Below are 18,066 nucleotides of genomic sequence, written 5' to 3' on the forward strand. Positions count from 1 at the left end.
CGTGCAGGACGGGCGTCCCAGCCAGACGGCGCACGGGGCGGCGATGCTCCGTGCGGCCCACCAGCGGTTCGACGTCCCGCACGTGCTCGACGACCCGCTCGCGCTGCGTATCGTCGGAGCGGACGCGGCGTCGGCGCTGCGGACCGAGCCGCCGCGGCTCGCGACGCCGCGGATGCGCGCGCTGCGCGCCTCGGTGGCGGTGCGGAGCCGCTATGCCGAGGATCGGCTCGCGGCGGCGGTCGCGCGCGGCGTCCGCCAGTACGTGCTCCTCGGGGCCGGCCTCGACACGTTCGCCTTCCGGAATCGCCATCAGGGGCTGCGCGTCTTCGAGGTGGATCATCCCGCCACGCAGGCCTGGAAGCGCGAGCGCCTGGCCGCGGCGGGTATCGCGATTCCGGACTCCCTCACCTTCGCGCCCGTCGACTTCGAGCGCGAGACGCTCGCCGAGGGTCTCCGCCGCGCCGGCTTCGACCGCGCCGCTCCGGCGTTCTTCTCGTGGCTCGGGGTCACGGTCTATCTCACGCGCGAGGCCATCATGGAGACGCTCCGCTTCGTGGCGTCGAGCGCCGCGGGCAGCGAGATCGTGCTCACGTACGTCGTTTCCGATTCGCCGCTCGGCGAGCGTACGGCCGAGCTGGGCGAGCCCTGGCTCACGTTCTTCGACGCGCAGTCGATCGCGCGCGATCTCGCCGCGCTCGGCTTCGTGGACGTCGAGGACCTCGACGCCGACGAGACGAATCGGCGATATTTCGGCGGCCGTGCCGACGGCCTCCGCGTCGGCGGCCACGGCCATCTCGTGCACGCGCGCGTCGGCGCACGGGAGGAGCGCTCATGTATCGGATGAAGATCCCGCGGCCATGCGAGATGCCCGGGGGCTTGATGAACCCGGCGACACCGGCGATGGCGCAGAACATGGCGCGCAACCTCGTCTACTATGCCCAGCTCCTGAAGAAGCACCCGCTCGCCGCGCAGGAGGGCGCATGAGCTGGGAGACGTGGAGCCTCTTCCTGGTGATGGTGACCGTGCTCTGCCTCACGCCGGGGCCGGCCGTGATGTTCGTCCTGTCGCAGGCCCTCCGGCGCGGGCGGCGCGCCGCGTTCTGGTCGAGCCTCGGCATCCTCGCGGGCAACACCTTCTACTTCATCCTCTCGGCGTCGAGCCTGGGGGCGATCCTGTTCGCGTCGTACGACCTCTTCGCGACCATCCGCTGGATCGGCGCCGCGTACCTCGTGTGGCTCGGCGTCACGACGTTCATCGGCGCCTCGCCGATCGTCCCCGGCGGCCCGACCGGCGGCGCCGCACGGCCGGGGCCGCGTCTCGTGCTCGACGGCTTCGTGCTCCAGGCATCGAACCCGAAGGCGCTCGTGTTCTTCACGGCGCTGGTGCCGCAGTTCGTCGATCCGGCGGGAACCGTTCCGTTGCAGATGGCGATCCTCGCGGCGACGACGGTCGTCGTCGAGCTCGCGGTGCTGACGACCTACGGCGCGCTCGCCGGCCGTGCGACGGCCCTCGCCGCCGAGCCGCGCTTCGCCACCGCGACCAATCGCGTCGCGGGGTCGCTGCTGGTCGCGGCCGGCGTCGGGACGGCGGCGATCCGCCGGCCCTGAATCGGCGGCTCAGGCGCGCGCGAGCTTCGCGAGCAGCGCCGCGTCGGTGGGAAAGGCGAGAGCCGGCGGATCGGTGAGATCGAACCAGCCGACCGCGATCGCATCGTCGCCAGCGACCGGGGTCGCGTGAGGATCGACCATCGTCGCCTCGAACCAGATGCCGATCGTCGGCTTGCCCTGTTGGTGGAAGTTCGTCTCGGCGTACACGGGCTCGCCGATCACGACCTCGACCCCGGCCTCCTCGCGCGCTTCGCGCTCGGCCGCGCGCCGCAGGTCCTCGTTCCACTCGACGTACCCGCACGGGAAGCACCACTTGCCGGCGCCGAACTGGTGCGGCGAGCGCTGCACCATCAGCACCTGGCCGCGCGAGTTGCGGATCACGACCGCCGCGCCGACGCCCATGTTCGGATAGTGAACGAGCCCGCACGCGGCGCACCCCACGTGATCGCCGCGGTGCTCTAGGCGCGCGCCGCAGCGCGGGCACAGGCGCCAGTCGTCGGTGGGCAGCGTCACGCTCAGCTCGTGTGGCCGAGGTGCGCGCCGCCGTCGGCGTAGAACACGTGCCCGGTCAGGAACTGCGCGTCGTCGCTCGCGAGGAAGACCGCGATCGGCGCGATGTCGGTCTCGGGATCGCCCAGGCGCGCGACCGGACGCTCGGCCATGAGGCGTGCGTAGCGCTCGGGATCGCGATCGCGGAAGTCCATGCCGCGCTTGGTGAGCGCGGCGGGATAGATGACGTTCGCCGTGATGCCGTGCTTCCCCCACTCGCGTGCGGCGGTGCAGGTGAGCGAGGTGATGCCGGCCTTCGAGGCGCCGTACTCGCCGAGCCCGGCGTGGCCCTGCTCGGCGGCGAGGGACCCGAAGTTGATGATGCGACCGCGACCCTTCGCGGCCATGATCGGGCGCACCGCGCACATCGCCCACCAGGTGCCCTTCGTACCCGTGCGCCAGGAGAGATCGAACTGGTCCTCGGGGATCTCCTCGAGCTTGGCGCGGGGCCCGAACCCGTGCGCGTTGTTCACCAGGACGTCGACCGTCCCATGGCGGCGGACCGTCTCGGCGACCATGGCGTCGATCGCCGCCTTCTCGCCGACGTCGCACACCTGTGCGAACGCGTCGCCGCCGGCGGCGCGGATCTCGTCGGCGGTGCGCTCGGCGCGATGCGGCTTCAGCTCCGCTACGCACACGCGCGCGCCCTCGCGCGCGAAGACCTTGGCGATCGCGGCGCCGATGCCCTGGCCGGCGCCGGTGACGATCGCGACGCTACCGCGCAGTCGGTCCACCGAGCGCCCCGGGTTCGGCGAGCCACCTGTTGAGCGCCCAGGTGCGCATCTCGTTGGTGAGGATCGTGTGCTGGACGGCACGCCGCACGCGCGTCTGCACGTACGCCGTCGTGCACACCCGCTGCATCAGCTCGAGCGCCTTGTCGCCGTGCTCGGTCTCGGCGTACGCGTGCACCTCGAGGTTCTTCACCTTGACGCCGTAGTGCTTCCAGAGGCCCTGGTAGAGCGTCGCGGCATAGCCGCTCATGCCGGCGGCACGCTCGCGCGCATAGCCAAGCGCGCCCAGCGCCTCCTCGTACGAACGCCGGCAGTAGTAGAGGAGCGTGTACACGGAGCCGATCGTCTCCGGCATCGGCACGTAGGCCGCGAGCTCCGCGTCCGCCACGTCGAACGCGCGCGTGTATTCGACCTTCATCAGGACGTGGTTCGGGTCGCGCAGATAGCCGGTCTCGTCGGCGAAGTTCTGCGCCCAGTGCTGGTAGTGCTCCGAGTCCTCGAGCGTGAAGGCGTCCACGTCGGGCGCGTTCGCGATCAAGAGCGGAAACTCGGGGGTCATCCAGAGCCCCAGGTAGTAGAGCTCCATGGCGTAGCGCCGCACGATCGCGAGGCTCGCGCGGCCCGCGCCGATCGCCGGCACGACCTCGTTCTGCGTGTACGGGCTGTGTGCGGTGATGAAGGCGTCGAGCTCGGCCAGGAACTCGTCCACGGGGAGCGCGCGTTCGGGCGCGCGATCGCGCTTGATGACGTCCTTGAACGAGCCCGTCGCGGTCATGCCAGGAGAGCTTCTAGGAGCATCCCCACCGAAGCGTCAACCACGCGATCGCTGTCCCGAGACCTGCGTCCCTCGTCTGCCGCGCCAGCCTTGCTGGCCGCGGCATGCCGGTCGCGCGTGCCACCCACGCGACACCCTCGCGTCCCACCCCGACCCAAGACGCAGTCTTGGGTCGGCGATCTACAGGTTCGAGCGGTAGTCGTCCTCGATCACCGCGTCGATCTGCTGCGCCATCGTCTCGTCGCCGCCCAGCTTCGCGGCGAACATCTTTCCGAACGAGACGCGCACCCCGGCGGGCCAGGTCGCGGGCTTCCACAGCTCGGCGCGCAGGAACGCCTTGGCGCAGTGGAAGAAGCACTCGTCGACGGTGACGCGGATCGCGAGCAATGCGGGCTGGCCGCGCGCTGCGAGCCGCTCGCAGACGGCGGCGTCGCGCGTCAGCTCGGCGCGGCCGTTCACGCGCAGCGTCTCGTTCGTGCCGGGCACGAGGAAGAGGACGCCCACGTGCGGGTTCTCGAGGACGTTCCGGAGACCCATGACGAGCTTGTTGCCCTTGCGGTCGGGGATGAGGAGCGTCCCCTCGTCGGGCACGGCGACGAAGCCCGGGACGTCGCCCTTGGGGGACACGTCCTGGTGGCCCGCCGCGTCCGCCGTCGCGAGCACGAGGAACGGCGAGCGGGCGATGAACTCGCGCGCCGGCGCTTCGAGCGTGGACCACACCTTCATCTGCGTCGCCGGCATCGGCTCGCCGACGAGGGCGCGCAGCTCCTCGACTGTCGTGATGCGGGCGGCGTCGGGCTCGGCCATGGCTGTCTCCTCCCGATGCCGGCCATAGCACACCGGCGTCGCGACGGTAGCCTTGCTCCGCGAGGCGCCGCATAGGAGTCTCACGCCGTGACGACCGACCGCCCGCCGCTCGGCGGGATCCGCATCCTCGCCGCGACCCAGCTCGGCGCGGGGCCGTTCGGCCTGATGTTCCTCTCCGACCTCGGCGCCGAGGTCGTGAAGATCGAGAACCCCGCGACGCGCGGCGACGAGGCGCGCACGGTGCCGCCGTTCAACGATCCCGCGGCGCACGACGGCCTCTACTTCCAGTCCTTGAACCGCGGCGCGCGGAGCCTGACGCTCAACCTCGCGCACCCCGAGGGGCGCGCCTTGCTGCACCGCCTCGTCCCCCGCTTCGACGCCGTCTACAACAACCTGCGCGGCGACCTCACCACGACCCTCGGCCTCGACTACGCGACGCTCGGGACGTCGAACCCGCGCCTCGTGTGCTGCTCGCTGTCGGGATTCGGCCGCACCGGACCGCGCCGCGACGAGCCCGCCTACGACTACCTGCTGCAGGCATACGCGGGCTTCATGAGCGTCACCGGCGAGCCCGACGCGCCGCCCACCAAGTGCGGCATCTCGATCGTCGACTTCTCGGGCGGGATGCTCTCGGCCCTCGCCCTCATGATCGGCCTCCATCGCGCCCGGGCGACGGGGAGGGGCTGCGACCTCGACGTGTCGTTGCTCGACACCGCGCTCTCGATGCTGAACTACATGGCCGCCTGGTCGCTCGATCGCGGATGGGCGCCCGCCCGCTACGCGGGCGGCGCGCATCAGAGCCTGGTCCCCAGCCAGAGCTTCGCGACCGCGGACGGCTGGCTCGCGATCATGGTGATGAAGGAGAAGTTCTGGGAGCGGCTCGCCCTGCGCTTGGGCCTTCCGGAGCTGCGCGACGACGCGCGCTTCCGGACCTTCGCCGATCGCCTCGCGAACCGCGCGGCGCTGATCCCCATCCTGTGCGCCCGCTTCCGCGAGCGGACGACGGCCGAGTGGCTGGAGCGGCTTCGCGGCCACGTGCCGGTGGCCCCCGTCTACACCGTCGCCGAGGCGCTCGCCGACGAGCAGGCGGCGGCGCGCGAGATGGTGATCGACGTCGCGCACCCGGTCTTCGGGGCGCTCCGGCAGGTGGGATCGCCGATCAAGGTCGACGGCGTCCGTCCCACCTACCGTCCGGCGTCGGCGCTCGGCGCCGACACGGCGGCGCTGCTCGCCGAGATCGGCGTCGACGGCGCGGCGCTCGCGGCGCTGCGCGCGAAGGGCGTCGTGTAGCGCCGGCGTTTGACCCTCGTGACGGCGCGCGCGAGAACGGACCGTCGTGGACCTCACCTTCTCCGCCGACCAGGAGGCGTTCCGCGCCGAGCTGCGGGCGTGGCTCGCGGCGAATGCGCCCGCCGATCCCGGCGAGCACGCGTCGCTGGCGGACGAGGTGGCGTTCCTGCGCGCCTGGCAGCGAACGCTCGCCGGCGCCGGCTGGGTCGGCATCCACTGGCCGAAGGAGTACGGCGGGCGCGGTGCCGGCGTGATCGAGAACTACCTCTTCCAGGAGGAGATGGCGGCGGCGCGCGCCCCGGAGATCATCGGGCGCATCGGCGTCAACCTCGTCGGCCCGACGCTCATCGCGCACGGCAGCGAGGAGCAGAAGCGGCGCTTCCTGCCGAGGATCATGCCCGCCGACGAGATCTGGTGTCAGCTCTTCTCCGAGCCGGGCGCCGGCTCCGACCTGACCGCGCTGCGTACCCGCGCCGAGCGCAAGGGCGACGGATGGGTCGTCTCGGGCCAGAAGGTGTGGACCAGCTACGCGCAGTTCGCCCGCTGGGGCATCCTGCTGGCGCGCACCGATCCGTCGGTCCCGAAGGCCAGGGGGATCAGCTACTTCATCTGCGACATGCAGGAGCCGGGCGTGACGGTCCGGCCGCTGCGCCAGATGACGGGCAGCGAGGAGTTCAACGAGGTCTTTCTCGAGGACGTCTTCATCCCGCGCGAGCACCTGGTCGGCGCCCTGCACGACGGCTGGCGCATCGCCAACACGACGCTCACGCACGAGCGGGGCACCTCGCCACGCCAGCTCGTGATCCATCGCATGCTGCTCGCCGATCTCCTGCGGCTCGCGCGCGAGGGCGTGCACGGGCGCACGCCGGCGGCGGCCGACCCGAATCTCCGCCAGCGCCTCGCGCAGCACCGCATCGAGGTGGAGATCACGAGGCTCAACAACTGGCGCACGCTGACGCGCATCGAGCGCAAGCAGCCGCTCGGTCCCGAGGCGAGCTTCGTGAAGCTCTTCTGGAGCGAGATGAGCCAGCGCATGCACGACACGCTGATGGACGTGCTCGGCCCCGAGGGCCTGTGCTGGCAGCCGGGGCCGCGCGCGATCGCGGGCGGCCGCCTGGTGCGCTCCTTCCTCTACTATCGCTCGGCGTCGATCTTCGCCGGGACGTCCGAGATCCAGCGCAACATCCTGGCCGAGCGCGTGCTGGGCCTGCCGCGGTCCCGCTAGCGGGGTGTGTCGCGCGGGAGCGCATCCGCGCGGTGACGGCCCGGACGGAATCGGGTAGGGTGCCCGCATGCGCGCGACACGCTGGCTGACGGTCGCTCTGGCCGCGACGATCGCCGTCACGGTCGCGCATGCCATCCCGATCGCGAAGCAGTGCAAGCGCTCGTGCGGCTCCGCGATCTCCGCTTGCGTCGCCGAGGGCGGGCGGCGGAAGAAGTGCAAGAAGCAGACGCTGAAGCGCTGCCGGCAGGAGGGAATCGCCGTGTGCGAGCCGTCGTCGACGACGACGCTGCCGGGCGGGAGCACGACCACCACCACCGTCTCGCCGGGCGGCACGACGAGCACGACGGCGGAGGGCGTCCACGGATGCAACGTCGGGAACGCCGTCGACCTGCGCATGGTGACGGCGGACCGCACGGTGACCTTCGCTCCATACGCGTACACGCCGAAGTGTATTCGCATCCGGGAAGGGGAGAACGTCACCTTCAGTGGCTCGTTCGAGGACCACCCGCTCGCGGGCGGCGAGATCGTCGGGATGGACGCGGTCATCGACAACTCGAGCCCGATCGGCGTCACGGCCAGCGGGACGTCGAAAGAGATCCCGTTTCCTGCCGGAGGGACGTTCCCCTACTTCTGCGTGAACCATGGTGCGACACAGAACATGTTCGGCGCCGTGATCGTCGAGCCGTGAGCGCGATGCCGGCGGCCGTCGTCACGACCGAGCGCCTCGGCACGGTCGTGCGCATCACCATGAACCGGCCCGAGGCGCGCAACGCGCAGAGCACCGGGCTGATCCTCGCGCTCGACGACGCCATGCGCGCCGCCGCGGCCGACGAGGCCGTGCGGGTCGTGATCCTCGCCGCCGCCGGGCCGAGCTTCTCGGCCGGGCACGACCTCAAGCCCGTCGTCGGCCAGACGAAAGACGACGCGTGGCGGAAGCTGCGCCGCACGCCCGAGGGACGCCTGCGACACGAGCGCGAGCTGTACGTCGAGAAGTGCCTCGCCATCTATCACCTGCCGAAGCCGGTCATCGCGCAGGTGCAGGGCCACTGCGTCGCCGCGGGGCTCATGCTCGCGGCGATGTGCGACCTCATCGTCGCAGCCGACGACGCCGTGTTCTCGAATCCGGTGCTCCGCATGACGGGCGCGGGCGTCGAGCTGCTGGTCGAGCCGTGGGAGCTGGGGCTCCGCAAGGCGAAGGAGTTCCTGTGGACCGGGGACGCGATCGACGCGCGCGAGGCGTGGCGCCTCGGGCTCGTGAACCGCGTCGTCCCACGCCGGCGCCTCGCGGCCGAGACGCTCGCCCTCGCCGAGCGCATCGCGCTCGTGCCGCCGGTGACGGCCAGCCTCGTGAAGGAGTCGCTCAACCAGACCGCGGCCCTCATGGGCAAGGAGCACGCGTGGCGCTATCACTTCATGGTGCACCAGTTCATGCACGGCACGAAGACGGCGCAGGACGCGCTGCGGGCGCGCAGGAAGACGGGCTCGGTGCGCGCGATGCTCGCCGAGCGTGATCGCAAGTTCGCGCGCGCGGGACGCAAGCCGCGATGAGCCAGGGCCCGCTGGTCGGCCTGCGCATCCTCGACCTCGGCACGCGCATCGGCGCGCCGTTCGCGGCGACGCTGCTCGCGGACCTCGGTGCCGACGTCATCAAGGTGGAGCTGCCGGGGCAGGGCGACTTCATGCGGACGATCGGCCCCTTCGTCGGCGACTACTCGCTCTTCTGGGCGGTCGAGGGACGCAGCAAGCGCTCGATCACCCTCGACCTGCGCACGCCCAAGGGGCAGGAGCTCGCGAAGCGTCTCGTCGCCACCGCCGACGTGGTGGTCGAGAACTTCCAGCCGGGGACGCTCGAAGGATGGGGCCTCGGCTACGACGCGCTCGCCGCCGTGAACCCCGGGGTGATCCTCACGCGCGTCTCGGTGTACGGGCAGACGGGACCCTATCGCGATCGTCCGGGGCTCGATCGGAACGGCATCGCCCTGGGTGGGCTCATGTACATCACGGGCTACCCGGATCGCCCGCCGGTGCGACCGGGGCTCATCGTCTCGGACTACCTGACGGCCGTCTTCAACGCGTTCGCGATCCTGGCGGCGGTCTACGAGCGCGACAAGACCGCCCGCGAGCGCGGCGTGCCGGCGCGCGGACAGTGGGTCGACCTCTCGCTCTACGAATCGATCCTGCGCATCATGGAGCACACGCTCGCGGCCTACGATCGCCTGGGCGTCGTCCGCGAGCGGCAGGGGAACCGGCTCGAGAACTCGGCGCCGCTCGACAACTGGGAGACGAAGGACGGCAAGTGGGTGTGCATCATCGCCGCCGGCGACGGGCTCTTCCCGCGCCTGTGCCGGGCGATGGAGCGCGAGGACCTGCTCGCCGTGCCGCGCTTCAAGACGATGGCGCTCCGCGCCGAGCACGGCGACGAGATCAACCAGATCGTCGCCGACTGGGTGCGCGCGCGCACGTCGGCCGAGATCCAGACGGTGCTCGAGCGCCACGAGGTGCCGTTCGGGGTCGCGTACTCGGTGGCCGACATCTTCGGCGATCCGCAGGTCCAGGCGCGCGGCGACATCGAGCGGGTCGACGATCCGACCATCGGCCCCGTGCGCATGCAGGGCGTCTACCCGCGCTTCTCTCGCACTCCCGGCCGCATCCAGAGCGGGGCCCCGCGCCTGGGAGCGCACAACGAGGAGGTGTACAAGGACCTCCTCGGCCTCAACGACGCGGAGCTGGACGCCCTGCGAAAGGAGCGCGTCATCTGACGGCGCCCCGCATCCTCGGCATCGTCAACGTGACCGAGGACTCGTTCTCCGACGGCGGCCGCTACCTCGATCCGGAGCGCGCGATCGCGCACGCGATGGCGCTCGCCGCCGACGGCGCCGACGCGATAGACCTCGGCGGCGCGGCGAGCAATCCGGGCGCGGCGCCGGTCGAGCCCGAGGTCGAGCAGCGGCGCCTCGCGCCGGTCGTGGCGCACCTGCGCCGCCACGGGGTGGCCGTGTCGGTCGACTCGTTCCACCCGGCGACGCAGCGCTGGGCGCTCGCGGAGGGCGTCGCGTTCGTGAACGACACGCGCGGCTTCCCGGATCCGTCGATCTACGCCGCGCTCGCGGCGAGCGCGGTGCGCCTCGTCGTGATGCACGCCGTGCAGCCGACCGGCAAGGCCGACCGGACGACGCTCGCCGATCCCGCGACGATCTACGATCGCGTCGAGGCGTTCTTCGCGGCGCGTCTCGCCGCGCTGGAGTCCGCCGGGATCGCACGCGAGCGCTGCATCGTCGATCCCGGCATGGGTCTCTTCCTCGGCGGCACCGCCCCCTCGATCGCGATCCTGCGCCGTCTGGGCGACCTCCGCCGGCGCTTCGGGTTGCCGGTGCTCGTCAGCGTATCGCGCAAGTCGATCCTGCGCGATCTCACGGGCCGCGCGGCGGGCGAGCGCGGCCCGTCGACGCTCGCCGCCGAGCTCTTCGCCGCGCGCCAGGGCGTCGACTGGCTCCGCACCCACGACGTGCGCGCGCTCCGCGACGCCCTCGCGGTCACGGCCGCGCTCGGCGACCGCTGAGCGCGGCGCTACGAGAGCTGCTGCCGCAGGGAGCGCTTCAGGATCTTGCCGCTCGCCGTGCGCGGGAAGTCGTCGACCAGCGCGAGGCGCTCGGGGAGCTTGCGCTTGGAGAGGCCGGCCGCGAGGAGGTGCGCCGTCAGCGCGGCGAGGTCGGGCGCGGCGGCGCCGGGACGAACGCGGACGACCGCGCACGCGATCTCGCCGGCGGCGGGGTCGGGCACGCCGACGACCGCGACCTCGGCCACGGCGGGATGCGAGGCCACGAGGTCCTCGACCTCGCGCGCGCTGATGTTCTCGCCCTTGCGGATGATGATGTCCTTCTTGCGGCCGGTGATGCGGAGGTAGCCCTCCGTGTCGACGACGCCGAGATCGCCGGTGCGAAACCACCCGTCGGCGGTGAACGCGTCCGCATCGAGCGCCGCGTCCCGATAGCCGAGAAAGCACTCGGGTCCGCGGGCCAGGATCTCGCCCTCGGTGGCGGCCGCGACGGGGTCGCCGTCGTCGTCGACGAGGCGGATCTCGGCTGCGCCGATCGGCCGCCCGTCGGTCTCGACGCGGCGGGCGGGCGGATCGTCCGGCCCGCAGGTGGTGATGGTCGGGAACTCCGATGAGCCGTACACGCGCTTGGCGACGCAGCCGAGGCGCGCCGCCGCTTCGCGCACGAGCGTCGGATCGACGTCCGCGCCGCCGCACGAGAAGAGCCGGAAGCTCGACACGTCGTGCCGGGCGAGATCCGGATGGTGCGCGAGATCGCGCAGGAAGGTGGGCGCGCCCACCATGTAGGTCACGCGCTCGGCGGCGATGAGCGCCAGCGCCGCGGCCGGATCCCAGCGATCCATCAGGACGGCCCGGGCGCCGAACACGACCGGTACGAGGACGGCGTGCACGATCCCCGAGATGTGCGCGAGGGGCGACGGCATGAGCGTCGTGTCGCCCGGCCCGAGGCCGTGCACCGGGCCCAGGCTCCGCGCCTCGGCCAGGAGCGTCTCGTGGGAGTGGAGGACGCCCTTCGGGTCGGCGGTCGATCCCGACGTGTACAGGACGAGCACGACGGCCTCGGGGTCGCTCGCGATCGGCGCGGTCGTACCATCGCCGGTCTCGATCGCCGTCCAGGCGTGCATCCCTTGCGGAGCGTCATCGCGGACGATGACCACGTGCTCGAGGGCCGGGACCCGCGGGCGGATCTCGTCCACGAGCTCGCGATGGTCGCAGTCGCGCAGGCGGCCGGGAGCGAGGAGCAGGCGGGCGCCGACCTGGTTCAGGATGAACGCGAGCTCGCGCTGGCGGTGGATGGGCAGGATCGGCGTCACGATCGCGCCGAGGCGTGCGATCGCCAGGTAGGCGACGATCGTCTCGTGCCAGTTCGGGAGCTGCACTGCGACCGCATCGCCGGCCCGCACTCCGAGGGCCGCGAGGCCGGCGGCGGTCCGAGCGGCGCGCGCCGCGAGGTCGGAAAAATTCACGCGCGTCGCGCCGTCGACGACCGCAACGGCATTCGGATGGCGTCCCGCCGTGGCGTCGATCGTCTGCCACAACGTCTCGCCGCGCCACGAGCCGTCGCGACGGTACGCATCGCGGAGCGACGGAGAGCGGGTGGGGCCGATCGCGGACAACACCCCCGTATGGGGGACGCCGAATTGTGCGGTCAAGCACGCCCCGTTGACGCAGCGTTCTCTTGACGCCCCATGGTCTCTCTGTGTACGACCCCCGGATGCCTTTGCGGGCCCTGTGGGCCGTGTTGTCGCTCGTCTTGACCTGTGCCCCGGACGCTCGCGGGGCCGTGTTGCGCGACAACCTCTACGGCGTGAAATCGCTTTCGGCGACGGACGCCTGGGCGGTCGGCAACTTCGGGGCGATCTACCACACGACCAACGGCGGCCAGACCTGGGAGGCGCGCGACAGCGGCACCAAGTCGCCGCTCTTCAGCGTCGACTTCGTCGACGCCGAGCATGGTTGGGCCGTCGGAAAGTCGGCCGAGATCGTCGCGACGACCGACGGCGGCAAGACCTGGAAGGCGCAGAAGAGCCCGCTCGACCGCAGCAAGCACCTGTTCAAGGTGGCGGCTGCGAGCCCGACGAACGTCTGGGCCGTGGGTGACTGGGGCGCCATCGCCGTCACCACCGACGGCGGCAAGACGTGGGAGGACCGCTCGCTCTCGACGCTCAAGATCGTCGCGCGAGAGCGTCCGGACCGGCAGGAACGGCTCGTCCTGGAGGACGTCGTGCTCTACGACGTCTCGTGGCCCGACCCGAAGCACGGGTTCATCGCGGGCGAGTTCGCGACCGTGCTCGCGACCGCCGACGGCGGCGAGACGTGGGAGAAACGCAACCTCCCCACCGACAAGACGATCTTCGGAATCGATTTCGTCACGCCCGACGAAGGCTGGGCCGTCGGCATCGACGGCCTCGTGCTGCACACGACCGACGGCGGGCGCAACTGGAAGGTCCAACACGGAAATCCCGAGCCGGCGACGATCGACGAGCTGGCCTTCACGGACGCACTCAAGAACCCCGGGATGTACGCCGTCTCGGTCGTCGGGGACACCGGCATGGTCGTCGGCGACACGGGGACGCTGCTCGTGTCGAGCGACGGTGGGCGCACGTGGTCGCGCCACGTCCTCCCAGAGCGAGAGCGCTTCAGCTGGATGCGCGACGTGAGCTTGGTCGCGGGGGCGCGCGGGGTGCTCGTGGGCGCGAAGGGAATGAGCGGGACGGTGCAGGGGAGCGACGTCACGCTCTCCGACGGCGGCAAGGCCGTCACCGCGCCCGACTGATCGCCGGCGGATGATCGCGTAGAGGCCCCATGCTCTCACGGAAGACCATCGAAGCGTATCTCTTCTTTCTGCTGCGCAACAAAGTGCTCGTCTCGATGGTCGTCGCGGTCATCACGGCGGGGCTCGCGTTCTGCATGTGGGAGAAGATGCACGTCTTCACCAACTTCTTCGACCTCTACCCGCCGAACCATCCGTACGTGCGGCTCTACCAGCAGTACCGCAACATGTTCGGCACCGCGAACACGGTCGTGTTCGTGGTCGAGGTGCAGAACGGCACCATCTACGACGATCCCGCGACGGTGCAGAAGGTCGAGCGGATCACCCTCGAGCTGCTCCACGACGTGCCGGGCGTGAACGGCGAGCAGGTCATGTCCATCACGCACCCGAAGCTGAAGACGACGCTCACCGCCGGCTCCGGCATCAAGGTCGTCCCGCTCACGTATCCGCGCGTCCCGGAGACCAAGGACGATCTCCGCTTCCTGCGCCAGAAGATCCGCTCGAGCGAATACCAGGGCGTGTTCGTGTCGGACGACGACAAGGCGACGCAGATCGTGGCCGGCTTCTGGGAGGAGGGCCTCAACGAGCAGACCTTCCCCATCATGTGGCAGAAGATCCAGGACATCGTGGCGCGGGAGTCGGACGCGAACACGAAGATCTACGTGACGGGTCCGCCGATTCTCTACGCGTACTTCATCGAGGCCAGCCCGAAGATGGTGGCGGCGCTGGCGGCCTCCCTCGCGATGATCGTCCTCATCCTGTGGATCGAGTTCCGGAGCTGGCAGGGCCTGGTGATCCCGGTCTTCAGCGGAGTGCTGTCGGCCATCTGGGGTCTCGGCTTCGGCGGGCTCTGCGCGTGGCTCAGCCAGTACGTGTCGCACCCCGAGCTGAAGATGCTGATGAACGTCAGCATGGATCCGCTCGTCCTCGTGATCCCGCTCCTCATCTCCGCGCGCGCACACTCGCACTCGGTGCAGTCGATGGAGCGCTACCACGAGGAGTATCACCGCCTGAAGGACAAGAACCAGGCGATCGTGAAGTCGTACACCGAGATCTACGCACCCGCGATGGTCTCGCTCATGGCGGACGGCCTCGCCACGCTGACGCTGCTCGTCGCGCGCATTCCCCTGATCCAGAAGCTCGCCATCCTGTGCTCGTTCTGGATCATCTCCATCTTCGTCTCGGTCGTGACGCTCCATCCGATCATCCTCGCCTTCACGCCGCCGCCGCGCGAGTTCGTGTCGGGCAAGGGTGTGCTCGAGCGCTTCATGTCGTGGATGATGCTGGTGACGGTGTGCTGGCTCTTCTGGCTCTACGGCCACTTCCCGCAGGCGGCGTGGCTGACGATCCCGGGCGTGGGCTCGATCGGGCTCCTCGGCGTCTTCTTCGCCGTCGTTCTCTTCTGCGGCTTCGCAGACGTGACGACCGGCACGCCGCCGCCCGTCTACAGCCACCTGGGCGTCGCGATGTGCAAGGCGACCGACGCGTTCGGCGTCTTCTTCGGGAACGTCTACCTCGCGATCGAACGGGGGCTCATCTGGCTCGCGGAGGAGTGGCGGCGACCCGTCGTGCTCGGAGTGCTGATCTTCCTGCTCAGCTTCGGCCTGTACTTCCAGAGCAAGCTGAAGGTCGGGGACGCGACGCCGGGCGGCGCGCTTCTCTACGCCGACCACCCCTACAACCAGGCCTTCCACAAGGTGAACGAGAAGTTCACCGGGGCGAGCCAGCTCGTCGTCATCGCGGAGGGCGCGGCCTTCTGCACGACGGACGGCAAGCCGTGCCAGGGCGAGAAGTGCAAACGATGCTACCCGGAGGTGGCGGGCACCTGCGGCGCGCCGGAGAAGTGCGTCCAGCGCGAGGGGACGCTCCAGGACGCGGAGGTGCTGAACGGCCTCGACCTCTTCGCGCGCTACATGGCCGAGCGCGAGGAGGTGGGCGGGACGGTCACGGCGGCGTCGCTCTTGAAGAAGATCTTCCGCACGTTCCACGAAGCCGAGCCCAAGTGGGAGATCCTGCCGACACGCAACGACCACGTGGCGCAGCTCTTCTTCCTGCTCACGTCGAACACGCGGCGCGGCGAGATGGACAACTTCTTCGACTCGAACTACGCGAACGCGACCGTCACCGTCTTCTACAAGGACTACACCCACGAGACGATCGAGAACTCGATCGCGCGCGCGAAGGACTACATTGCCCTGCACCAGGCCGACACGTCGGCGGTGCGCTACCGCCTCGCGGGCGGCATCATCGGCATCCTGGCGGCCGTCAACGAAGAGGTCGAGTGGTCCTATCGCGTGAACCTGATCCTGATCCTCGTCGTCGTCTTCCTGCTCTCGTACGCCACCTACGTGTCGGTGTGGGGCGCGCTCATCGTGATGCTGCCGTCGCTCGTGGCGCAGCCCTTGTCGGAAGCCGTGATGTACCTCTTCGGCATCGACATGAACATCAACTCGCTGCCCGTGGCGGCGATCGGCATCGGCATCGGCATCGACTACGGGTACTACGTGCTCTCGCGCATCGTGGAAGAGCTCGCGGCCGGCTGCACGTTCGAGACGGCGATCCGCCGCATGTTCGAGACCACCGGGAAGACCGTGCTTTTCACCGGCGTGTCGCTCACCGCCAGCATCATCTTCTGGGTGTTCTTCCCGATGAAGTTCCAGGCCGACATGGCGTTGCTGCTCGTCCTGCTGCTCGCATTCCACCTGGCCGGGGCGCTGATCTTCATCCCGCCCATGGTGGCGTTGTTCCGACCACGGTTCGCGATCCGGTACGCCGAAGCCCGCGCGCGGGTTCTCGCCGCCGAGCAGGCGGCGACGGAGGCCGCCGTAGCCGCCGGTCGGTAGAACTCGAACACGAGGGGGGCCTCGCGATGGGCAAGTTCCTGGTGCTGGCGATGACGGTCGGGCTGGCCGTGCCCGGCTGGGCCGAGCTGAAGCCCGGCATGATGCTCGACCCGTCCACGGCCGGCGAAGCCGCCGGCTTGCTGCCGCCGGAGATCCTGAAGCACTACCAGAACGGCGACTACAAGAATCCCGTCGTCGATTTCCCATCGAGCAAGTTCCGCTGGGACGACGGCTTCGACGAGGCCACCAAGCGAAACGGGGAGACGCTCACCCTGAACGAGCACGGGGAGCCCGTCGACAAGGCGACGGGGAAACGCCCGGACTACATCACCGGCATCCCGTTCCCGGGGGTCACCTCCGACGATCCGCAGGGCGGGCAGAAGATCATCTGGAACCTCTACTACGCGTACTACACCGGCGGGAACAGCCACAACGAGACGGCGCTCAACTGGATGAGCCGCACCGGCGTGCAGCGATCCTCCGAGCAGGACGTCTACTTCCTGTACTACGACGGTCAGCCGCGCCACTACTCGCCGCCGGCGAATCCCGACAACCTCCTGTTCCAGTTCCTCGCCGTCTCGACGAGCCCCGCCGACATCCAGGGCACCGCGGCGCTCGGCTATCGCTTCAAGGATCCGGACAAGCGCGACCTCTCCTGGGCCTACGTCCCGGCGCTGCGGCGCGTACGCCAGGTCTCGCCGGCCAACCGCTCCGACGGCTTCCTCGGCTCGGATCAGAGCCAGGACGACGGTCCCTTCTTCGACGGCAAGGCCGAGGACTTCGAGTGGAGGATCACGGGCCACAAGGACGCGCTGCGCATCGTCGATCCGGACAGCATTGCCGGCAAGGTGGAGCGCAGGCCCCTCGAGGGTGGCGGCTGGCGGACCGTGTCGATCAACAACGACCGGAGCGTCGGCTACATGGTGAAGGATTGGACCGGGGTCGCCTGGGCGCCGACGGCGGGCGCGGTCGCGAAGCGCAGGTTCTGGGTGATCGAGGGCGTGCCGAAGGACAAGTACTACCTCTACGGCAAGATCGAGCTGTGGATCGACGACCAGTCGTGGCAGGGTGCCTGGAACCGCAAGTTCTCGTGGCAGGGTGACCTGCTGAACGTCTACCAGGTGATGGGCTTCGCCTCCGCCGACTTCAACGACAAGGAGCGCTTCTGGGGCTCGACGCAGGGCTTCCAGCTCTCCGAGAACATCAAGGCCGATCGCGCGACCGTCTCCGGCCAGAACGGGCGCGGCGGCGATCCGGCCAACGATCGGCGCATCCCGCTGAAGCCGGGCTTCTTCGACTACCAGACGCTCAGCCGCTTCGGTAAGTGACGAGCTCGGCCGCGACGCTGCGGCCGAGCGATCCGGACACGCCATGGACTTCCGTCTCTCGCCCACCGAGCACGCCTTCCAGCGCGAGGTCCACGACTGGCTCGTCGCGAACCTTCCCCAGGGCTGGGGCACGCCGGCCTTCGAGAGGCCCGAGGACCCGGCCGACAAGGTTCGCTTCATGCGCTGGTGGTACGGCCGGCTGAACGAGGGCGGCTGGGCGGGGCTCCACTGGCCGCGCGAGTACGGCGGTCGTGGTGCGACGCCGATCGAGCAGTTCCTGTTCGCGGAGGAGTATACGCGCGCGAGCGCACCCTCGATGATCGACATCGGGGTCGGCCCGGGGCTCGTCGGCCCGACGCTCATCCATCACGGCACCGAGGGGCAGAAGCGGCGCTTCCTTCCGGCGATCCTCCGGGGCGAGGAGGTGTGGTGTCAGGGGTTCTCGGAGCCGAACGCCGGCTCGGACCTCGCGAACTGCCGCACGCGCGCCGACCTCGTCGGCGACACGTTCCACGTGAACGGCCAGAAGATCTGGACCAGCTACGCGCGCTACGCCGACTGGTGCATCCTGATCGTGCGCAC

General features: G+C 70.1%; 18 protein-coding genes. 13 read left to right on the forward strand and 5 right to left on the reverse strand.

What is annotated here, in order from left to right:
* Position 1 precedes the first annotated feature (1 nt).
* Genes VMS22_21015 through VMS22_21025 form a run of 3 tightly spaced genes read left to right on the forward strand, consistent with a single transcriptional unit; the run spans position 2 to position 1,607 of the window.
* A complete protein-coding gene (locus tag VMS22_21015; GenBank protein HXJ36525.1) occupies positions 2-844 on the forward strand; it encodes a class I SAM-dependent methyltransferase in 843 nt (280 codons plus the stop codon).
* Positions 832-984: a hypothetical protein gene (locus tag VMS22_21020; protein HXJ36526.1), complete on the forward strand. Its 153-nt coding sequence runs from the start codon at positions 832-834 to the stop codon at positions 982-984. Before VMS22_21015 ends, VMS22_21020 begins: the two co-directional genes overlap by 13 nt.
* Positions 981-1,607, forward strand: a complete 627-nt coding sequence (locus VMS22_21025) for a LysE family translocator (GenBank protein ID HXJ36527.1) — start codon at positions 981-983, stop codon at positions 1,605-1,607. The genes VMS22_21020 and VMS22_21025 overlap by 4 nt, the downstream gene beginning before the upstream one ends.
* Before the next feature lie 9 nt (positions 1,608-1,616).
* On the opposite strand, the gene VMS22_21030 is transcribed toward VMS22_21025, so the two are convergent.
* The 4 genes from VMS22_21030 to VMS22_21045 form a co-directional block, all read right to left on the reverse strand.
* Positions 1,617-2,120, reverse strand: coding sequence for an NUDIX domain-containing protein (locus tag VMS22_21030; protein HXJ36528.1), 504 nt, complete (start codon positions 2,118-2,120; stop codon positions 1,617-1,619).
* A gap of 2 nt (positions 2,121-2,122) precedes the next feature.
* Positions 2,123-2,890: an SDR family NAD(P)-dependent oxidoreductase gene (locus VMS22_21035; GenBank protein HXJ36529.1), complete on the reverse strand. Its 768-nt coding sequence runs from the start codon at positions 2,888-2,890 to the stop codon at positions 2,123-2,125.
* Positions 2,871-3,662: an iron-containing redox enzyme family protein gene (locus VMS22_21040; protein ID HXJ36530.1), complete on the reverse strand. Its 792-nt coding sequence runs from the start codon at positions 3,660-3,662 to the stop codon at positions 2,871-2,873. The genes VMS22_21035 and VMS22_21040 overlap by 20 nt, the downstream gene beginning before the upstream one ends.
* A 180-nt stretch (positions 3,663-3,842) precedes the next feature.
* Positions 3,843-4,469: an MSMEG_1061 family FMN-dependent PPOX-type flavoprotein gene (locus tag VMS22_21045; protein ID HXJ36531.1), complete on the reverse strand. Its 627-nt coding sequence runs from the start codon at positions 4,467-4,469 to the stop codon at positions 3,843-3,845.
* An 87-nt stretch (positions 4,470-4,556) separates the two neighbouring features.
* On the opposite strand from VMS22_21045, the gene VMS22_21050 reads away from it, so the two are divergent.
* From VMS22_21050 to folP, 6 genes are all read left to right on the forward strand, one after another.
* The gene (locus VMS22_21050) at positions 4,557-5,759 is read left to right on the forward strand and encodes a CoA transferase (protein ID HXJ36532.1); all 1,203 of its coding nucleotides are present in this window, start codon (positions 4,557-4,559) and stop codon (positions 5,757-5,759) included.
* Positions 5,760-5,805: 46 nt separating this feature from the next.
* Positions 5,806-6,984 (forward strand): acyl-CoA dehydrogenase family protein, encoded by a 1,179-nt coding sequence (locus tag VMS22_21055; GenBank protein HXJ36533.1) that lies wholly within the window; start codon positions 5,806-5,808, stop codon positions 6,982-6,984.
* Between the two features lie 67 nt (positions 6,985-7,051).
* Positions 7,052-7,672 (forward strand): hypothetical protein, encoded by a 621-nt coding sequence (locus VMS22_21060; protein ID HXJ36534.1) that lies wholly within the window; start codon positions 7,052-7,054, stop codon positions 7,670-7,672.
* Positions 7,673-7,677: 5 nt separating this feature from the next.
* Positions 7,678-8,532 carry an enoyl-CoA hydratase gene (locus VMS22_21065; protein ID HXJ36535.1) on the forward strand — a complete coding sequence of 285 codons (855 nt, stop codon included), beginning with the start codon at positions 7,678-7,680 and terminating at the stop codon, positions 8,530-8,532.
* Positions 8,529-9,743 carry a CoA transferase gene (locus VMS22_21070; GenBank protein HXJ36536.1) on the forward strand — a complete coding sequence of 405 codons (1,215 nt, stop codon included), beginning with the start codon at positions 8,529-8,531 and terminating at the stop codon, positions 9,741-9,743. Before VMS22_21065 ends, VMS22_21070 begins: the two co-directional genes overlap by 4 nt.
* Positions 9,740-10,543, forward strand: a complete 804-nt coding sequence (gene folP, locus VMS22_21075; GenBank protein HXJ36537.1) for a dihydropteroate synthase — start codon at positions 9,740-9,742, stop codon at positions 10,541-10,543. Before VMS22_21070 ends, folP begins: the two co-directional genes overlap by 4 nt.
* Before the next feature lie 8 nt (positions 10,544-10,551).
* Here the strand turns inward: folP and VMS22_21080 are convergent, their stop codons facing one another.
* The gene (locus VMS22_21080; GenBank protein HXJ36538.1) at positions 10,552-12,192 is read right to left on the reverse strand and encodes an AMP-binding protein; all 1,641 of its coding nucleotides are present in this window, start codon (positions 12,190-12,192) and stop codon (positions 10,552-10,554) included.
* 62 nt (positions 12,193-12,254) lie between these two features.
* Between VMS22_21080 and VMS22_21085 the strand changes: the two genes are divergently transcribed.
* From VMS22_21085 to VMS22_21100, 4 genes are all read left to right on the forward strand, one after another.
* A complete protein-coding gene (locus tag VMS22_21085) occupies positions 12,255-13,316 on the forward strand; it encodes a YCF48-related protein (GenBank protein HXJ36539.1) in 1,062 nt (353 codons plus the stop codon).
* 29 nt (positions 13,317-13,345) lie between these two features.
* On the forward strand, positions 13,346-16,156 hold the full coding sequence (locus tag VMS22_21090; GenBank protein ID HXJ36540.1) for an MMPL family transporter: 2,811 nt from the start codon (positions 13,346-13,348) through the stop codon (positions 16,154-16,156).
* 26 nt (positions 16,157-16,182) lie between these two features.
* Complete coding sequence (locus VMS22_21095) at positions 16,183-17,484, forward strand: DUF1329 domain-containing protein (protein ID HXJ36541.1); 1,302 nt, start codon at positions 16,183-16,185, stop codon at positions 17,482-17,484.
* A gap of 43 nt (positions 17,485-17,527) precedes the next feature.
* Positions 17,528-18,066: acyl-CoA dehydrogenase family protein (locus VMS22_21100; protein ID HXJ36542.1), on the forward strand; the 539-nt coding region annotated here is incomplete at its 3' end.

The sequence above is a fragment of the Candidatus Eisenbacteria bacterium genome, from assembly GCA_035577985.1.
Lineage (GTDB): Bacteria > Desulfobacterota > Binatia > DP-6 > DP-6 > DATJZY01.

What these genes read in the sequence shown, in the direction of transcription:
- VMS22_21020 (HXJ36526.1), top strand. Translation starts at nt 832, where the DNA reads ATGTATCGGATGAAGATCCCGCGGCCATGCGAGATGCCCGGGGGCTTG.
- VMS22_21025 (HXJ36527.1), top strand. Translation starts at nt 981, where the DNA reads ATGAGCTGGGAGACGTGGAGCCTCTTCCTGGTGATGGTGACCGTGCTC.
- VMS22_21040 (HXJ36530.1), bottom strand. Translation starts at nt 3,662, where the DNA reads ATGACCGCGACGGGCTCGTTCAAGGACGTCATCAAGCGCGATCGCGCG.
- VMS22_21045 (HXJ36531.1), bottom strand. Translation starts at nt 4,469, where the DNA reads ATGGCCGAGCCCGACGCCGCCCGCATCACGACAGTCGAGGAGCTGCGC.
- VMS22_21060 (HXJ36534.1), top strand. Translation starts at nt 7,052, where the DNA reads ATGCGCGCGACACGCTGGCTGACGGTCGCTCTGGCCGCGACGATCGCC.
- VMS22_21065 (HXJ36535.1), top strand. Translation starts at nt 7,678, where the DNA reads ATGCCGGCGGCCGTCGTCACGACCGAGCGCCTCGGCACGGTCGTGCGC.
- VMS22_21070 (HXJ36536.1), top strand. Translation starts at nt 8,529, where the DNA reads ATGAGCCAGGGCCCGCTGGTCGGCCTGCGCATCCTCGACCTCGGCACG.
- VMS22_21085 (HXJ36539.1), top strand. Translation starts at nt 12,255, where the DNA reads ATGCCTTTGCGGGCCCTGTGGGCCGTGTTGTCGCTCGTCTTGACCTGT.
- VMS22_21090 (HXJ36540.1), top strand. Translation starts at nt 13,346, where the DNA reads ATGCTCTCACGGAAGACCATCGAAGCGTATCTCTTCTTTCTGCTGCGC.
- VMS22_21095 (HXJ36541.1), top strand. Translation starts at nt 16,183, where the DNA reads ATGGGCAAGTTCCTGGTGCTGGCGATGACGGTCGGGCTGGCCGTGCCC.